The sequence below is a fragment of the Halorubrum sp. CGM4_25_10-8A genome (assembly GCF_005435025.1).
GTDB classification, from domain to species: Archaea; Halobacteriota; Halobacteria; order Halobacteriales; family Haloferacaceae; genus Halorubrum; species Halorubrum ezzemoulense.
In genome coordinates this window covers 1-5,893 of the sequence record NZ_SGTX01000039.1, presented here as the reverse complement: position 1 = coordinate 5,893, position 5,893 = coordinate 1, and the positions used below count along the sequence as shown (strand labels likewise).

The 5,893-nt window shown below is 55.8% G+C and carries 2 protein-coding genes and 4 pseudogenes; 4 read left to right on the top strand and 2 right to left on the bottom strand.

The window, feature by feature from the left end:
• Positions 1-228: 228 nt before the first annotated feature.
• Positions 229-369 (bottom strand): annotated as a pseudogene (locus tag EXE52_RS18940) (IS5/IS1182 family transposase); the annotation flags it as partial.
• 53 nt (positions 370-422) lie between these two features.
• Positions 423-530: pseudogene (locus tag EXE52_RS18935) on the bottom strand (RNA-guided endonuclease TnpB family protein); the annotation flags it as partial.
• Between the two features lie 69 nt (positions 531-599).
• Here EXE52_RS18935 and EXE52_RS18930 point away from each other — a divergent pair.
• The 4 genes and pseudogenes from EXE52_RS18930 to tnpC form a co-directional block, all read left to right on the top strand.
• Positions 600-967: pseudogene (locus tag EXE52_RS18930) on the top strand (IS6 family transposase); the annotation flags it as partial.
• A 259-nt stretch (positions 968-1,226) separates the two neighbouring features.
• A pseudogene (locus tag EXE52_RS17945) lies at positions 1,227-1,490 on the top strand (IS6 family transposase); the annotation flags it as partial.
• Between the two features lie 326 nt (positions 1,491-1,816).
• A complete protein-coding gene (locus tag EXE52_RS17935) occupies positions 1,817-3,508 on the top strand; it encodes a Na+/H+ antiporter NhaC family protein (RefSeq protein WP_049933572.1) in 1,692 nt (563 codons plus the stop codon).
• A 308-nt stretch (positions 3,509-3,816) separates the two neighbouring features.
• Complete coding sequence (gene tnpC / locus EXE52_RS17930) at positions 3,817-5,274, top strand: IS66 family transposase (RefSeq protein ID WP_137704004.1); 1,458 nt, start codon at positions 3,817-3,819, stop codon at positions 5,272-5,274.
• The last annotated feature ends 619 nt before the right edge of the window (positions 5,275-5,893 follow it).

Here is a 5,893-nt window from a genome sequence, read left to right as displayed (position 1 = left end):
CTGGCGACGTGGCGCCAGCAGGGACGCAATCCATACGAAGAGCTTCGTCGAGCCGTCAGTAACAATGAACTGATCTCACGGGCTCACGCTGTGCCGGCTGTCGAGACTCCGGGGTAAACACGTACCATTGCTGTAAGGCAGAAGGATGTACTGTGTGAAGAGGTGTCTTATTATATATAACACAATCAGCGCGATTTCGCGAAACACGCGGAACCACAAGCGCGCTCACACAGGGAAGCTGAACAAGCGCTTCACAGCTGAGTTCACGGTTTCGGTCATTGAGTGCTGGTTGTAGCGATCATCGTCGATTCTGGCGTTGAATGGGTACAACACAAAGAGCCGATGCTTGATCAGCCGTCTGTTCCCAAGCACATACACCGTTTGCGGAGATCGCCCGCGTTCCGACGTGAAGTACCTCGGGATCAAGCCCCGAGGCTTCCCGTTTCCACGACGTGCTTTACAGATTCCGCGAGGGAATCCACAGGGAGCGCAGTCTCCACGGGCGTGGATTCGGAGTTCCCCACTCCTACTTGATGGTCACGGCAGAGCGTCTCGCGGTGTTAAGTTAAGGATGAGGCGGGACGAGGATTCAGTGCTCTATGCCGAAAACCGCCCGCCTCACCGAGTGTACCGAGTGGATCGACTTGGAGTTTGTGGAGTGAGAGCGGACACCCCGCGAGATCATTGAAAAGGGTATTCGTCACCATCTCGCTGGATTATCACTTTCGAATACAGTTATTCTTCTTGAGGAATTGGGTGTCCAACGAAGTCGTGTCGCTGTTCACAATTGGGTACAGAAAGCCGATCTACAGCCAGCTGACGGTGAGAGCCCGGATCGCGTTGCCGTCGATCAGAAAGCGATCCGGATCAACGACGAGCAGTGCTGGCTGTACGCTGCTGTCGATCCTGAAACGAACAAAATCCTTCATTCACGGCTGTTTCCGACGTATACGATCCCGATCGCACGAGAATTTCTCACTCAGCTTTGAACGTTGTCGTGTTGACACTATTGGACCCGAAATCGGAGGAAAAGACGTTCTACGAGGAGTTTACGGTATCGGCCGAACTGGAGAGTGATTCACAGAGGATAATGAAGGCAGCGTTCACGGCGTTTGAACCTCTAGTGGAAAGTGGAGCGTCTGCGGCTGAACCCCCTTTTCCGTGTTCACACCGTCTCAGCCGCCATTTTCGGTCGATTAAGTGTTGGATACTCAACGTTCAAAGCTGAGTTTCTCACTGAATTAGCTGAGAAACACGACGTCGAAGACGCGCTGTTTCTCGTCGATGACGCAGACGATCTGATCGGTGGTCTCCGCCGCAAAAACTACAGCTACCGCGTCGAACAACACGGCTTCAGAAATTCTATCGAACGTGTCTTTAGAGAAGTAGAACGACGGACCTCTTCGTTTTCAAACTGTTTTAGTCACGTTGATCCGCCGACCGCGGAAACGTGGTTACAAGCCCACGCTGTCTGGTGGAATCATGCTTAAGTTAACACGACGGAGCGTCTGACCCGGCTTATTTTCGCCGACTAAGCCAGACGCGAAGTGTGCCGTCACACCACTCTATTTGAGATGTTTCGAGTTAATGGCTTGGTTCACGAGTTGTCGGCTTCATCCACGGGGTCAAGCCTCGTGGCATTCGCCTCGACAGCCTGTAAAATCTGCTTAGTGAGGTCTGTGTCACTTTCTTCCCAGTTCGTTGAGAGAACGCGTATCAAAGATTTAATTTAAGTCGATATCGAGTTCTGCTCGTGGCTACCACAAGTTACGGCTTGTTGGCGTTGGCACCGCCGCTTCTGGCAATCGTGTTGGCGATGACGACACGGCAGGTGCTTGTGTCCCTATTCGCCGGCGTCTGGATCGGCGCGATGATCGTGGCGAACTGGAATCCAATCGCGGCGACAGGACTCACGATGGACTGGCTCGTCGAAGTATTTCGGTCGCCATTCAATACGAAATTCATTATTCTCATAATGTTCATGGGCGCGGGTGCGGCGTTCATTCACCGCTCCGGTGGCATCCTGGCACTGGAGCGGTGGATCGGCGATCGTGTTGACAGCGCCCGCGAGTCTCAGATCCTCACGTGGCTCATCGGAGTCTTCATTTTCTTCAGTTCTTATACCAGCACCATCGTCACAGGCAACGCGACACGGGATCTCGCGCAGGAAAACCACTCCTCCCGGGAAATGCACGCCTACACGCTTGATTCAACGACATCGCCCGTGGCGACCTTCGGGCCTGTGTCATCTTGGATCGGCTACCAAGTCTCAATGATTATCGTCGGGTTCGAGGCGGCTACGGTTACCGCCGCGGAACTCGGGATGACCCCCTTCGGATTGTTCCTCCAGAGTATTCCTTGGAACATTTACTGTTTCATGGCGTTCTTCATGGTCGGGTTCATCGCGATTACTCAGCGATTCTTTGGTCCGATGCTTGACGCCGAGTGGCGGGCGCGTTCCACCGGTCGGACTATTCGGGAAGACGCGACGCCATTGTCCGACGTCTCCCAGGACGTCGGCGAGCCGAGCGACAGGAACCCGACCCTCGTGAATTTCTTCGGCCCCATTTTTGTGTTGCTCGTCGTGAGTTTGGTCTCGATGTGGTGGCTGGGTGGTGGACAAAATCCCGGCGTTAGTATCTCGAAGGCATTCCAAGAGACTGACGTGGCGCTCGGTCTTCTGTATGGGTCTTTCGCGTTCATGCTGTCCGGGTTTGTCGGATCACTCGGCTACCGGACAATGGACCTCGAAACGGCCAGCGATACCATCATCCAGGGATTCAAAACGATGAACATCGCCATCGCGATCATCGTGTTAGCGTGGTCGATCGGTTTAGCTGCCGAGAAGGTCGGCACCGCCCAAGCGATTGTGGATATAATGGTCGGCAGCGGTGTTCCTGGGAGCTTCCTCCCCGTCATAATCTTCCTCGCAGCAATGTTTGTCGCGTTCACGACCGGTACCTCTTGGGGCACCATGGCTATTCTCACCCCACTCGCAATCCCGCTTGGGTATGAACTGGTCGGTCCTTCTATCCTCCCCGTGCTTATCGGGGTGCTGTTCGGCGGCGCTATCTATGGCGACCACAGTTCACCAATCAGCGACACGACAGTTATGTCGTCTATCTTCTCAGGCTCCGATCATATTGATCACGTTAACACCCAAGTCCCATTCGCAGGAACTGCGGCGGGGGTCACGGTGCTCGTCCTCGTGTTGTACGGGCTGGGTCTTCAGACGGCATACTTCGCACTGCCACTGGCGCTCGTTCTGACGGCAATCGCAGTGCTCGTTCTCAACAAGTTCGACGCTAGACGTAAGGGGCTCCCCGAGGTGATGCCTTCCGCTGACGCAATCGAATCCGGCGATGTTGATGTTGACGCCGTTGAACGCGGTGAGGTTGATGGCAACAACGGGAGTCACGACCATCTCACGCTGATCCCGGTACTGGCGGTCATCATCGTCGCTGCGTACCTCGCGCTCGTGGTCGCATTCGCGGCGGTAGGTACCTAAATCGACATGGTGTTCTGATCGTTATCGGTTGCTGATCAAGGACTATATTGGATCGCCATACGGCAGCGAGGTAGGCCGCTAAATCAAATGAGTTGAAGCGGGAGACTTCAGTTGCCTATGACCCAAATCTCCTGCTTCATCGGGGGTACGTGTTTAGCCCCGTCTGATTTCGTCACTATCTCGTAGGTGGTGGCCTATGATAGACACATGGTCTGCCAGCAGGGAGTCAGTCTACATCCTCAGGGATGGTCTCCGAGCAGCGGAGACCATCCCGTCAGCCCTGCTGTCTTCGTTTCGAGGTGGAATCGATGAGCTGGGACGATCTCTCCAAGGACGAACTCCTCTCGCGATTTCTCCAGATGGAGGAGCGAATCGACGAGCTGGAAGAGACGATCGCCCAGAAGGACGAGCGGATCGAGGAACAGAACGAACTGATCGAAGAGCAGCAAGAGCGGATCGAAGAACTCGAAACACGCCTCCGGAAGTACGAGAATCCACACACTCCACCCAGTAAGCGACGGTCGGGGACCGACGGGTCCCCGACCTCGCAGGACGACGAAGACGACGATGTCCGAACTGATGGCGGCACTCCTGGCCGAAAGGATGGTCACGACCCGGAGTGGCGCTCTCCGCCTGATCCCGACGAAGAAGTCGATGTCACCTGTGACTGTTGTCCTGAGTGTGGCGACCACTTCGACGAGTCGGTGGGCGTCACCCCCCGACTCGTCGAGGAAATCCCTGACCCCCAAACCCCAGAAATAACCCGGTACAACCGCCACTACTACCAGTGCGATTCCTGTGGAACAGAGACAGTTGCGGCCCACCCCGACTGCCCCGATGAGGGGCAGTTCGGGGTGAACGTCATCGCTCAATCAGCTCTGTCACGGTACGATCACCGCCTTCCCTACCGGAAGATTGCTGATCGCTTCGAGCAACTACACGGACTCGAACTCTCGGGTGCATCCGCGTGGCACGCGACCGAGCGCGCTGCGCGCGCCGGTCGCTGTGAGTACGAGCAGATCCGTCAAGAGATTCAGGATGCTGACGTGGTTCACATCGACGAGACAGGCATCAAGCGCGACGGTGAACAAGCGTGGATTTGGACGTTTCGGACCATTCAACACACGTTGTACGCGGTCAGGGAGAGTCGCGGAAGTGATGTTCCCGCAGAAGTCCTCGGCGAGGACTTCGCGGGAACAGTCGTCTGTGACGGGTGGACGGCGTACCCAGCTTTCAGCAGCAACCTCCAGCGGTGGTGGGCGCACATTCTTCGAGAGGCTGAGGACGCCGCCGAAAAGCAGCCAGAAGGTGAACCGATCTACCAAGCTCTCAGACAGCTATTCGTCGCTCTCCAGGCTCGGCTGGAGAGCGACCCAAGTTCTCGTGAGAGAGCAGACCTCCAGCGTGTGGCGCGAAGAGAGCTTGAATCGCTGATTGAGCGGTCAGTACCCGACGGACCAGTAGCAACACTGCTGGGGAAGATCGAAGGAGGTCTCGACCACTGGCTCACCTTCGTCGGTGAGCCAGCGGTCTCTCCGACAAACAATGCCGCAGAGAACGCACTTCGTGAGCCAGTGGTTCTCCGGAAAATCATCGGAACGCTCCGTAATGACCGAGGAATGTTCGTTCACGAGACGGTCTTGTCCCTGCTGGCGACGTGGCGCCAGCAGGGACGCAATCCATACGAAGAACTTCGTCGAGTCGTCAGCAATAATGAGGTTATGTCACGGGCTCACGCTGTGCCGGCTGTCGAGACCTCGGGGTAAACACGTACTAGAGATTCAAGGAGAATACCTGACCCTTCAGGGTCAGGATGAATCCGACACTACTCTCCACGAACCACGTTCGGTAGCGTTCCTGAGTTTCTAATCCGTAGTTTCAATTATTGTCACTTCATAGCAACGAGAAGGGTCTGGTCGGAACGGAGCGATTCCGAACGGCCTCCGGAGGCGGTCTATCCGCCACTAACGAGACAGTGTCCGAAACACCAACACGGTGAACACGAACGCAGACACGTTCGCCTCGTGCCTGTTGGTCGAGCAAGCCCAAAGGTAACTCCAAGTCCGTCGAAGCGACGTTGACTCCCTGCTGGCAAAAACAACAGATGAGAGTCAAACGACGCCGAGGATAGGAGTAACGGCGGGTTGGCACCGCCAGTCAGCCGCTGACCACGATGGCTGGGTTAAACGGGTTCCCGAAAAGTGGCAGAGTCATGGTTGCGAACCTGAAACTCCCAACGCTCGGGATTCCTCCGCCTTTAGTGCCTAGTGAAAGTTATGAAGGTAGAGTCTGATGAGGAGGTATGTCTGGGGATCGCCGCAAAGAGATCGTCCGTCACCTCAGTGAGGACGATCTCGATCGACTCCTCGCGGAGTCTACGGATGA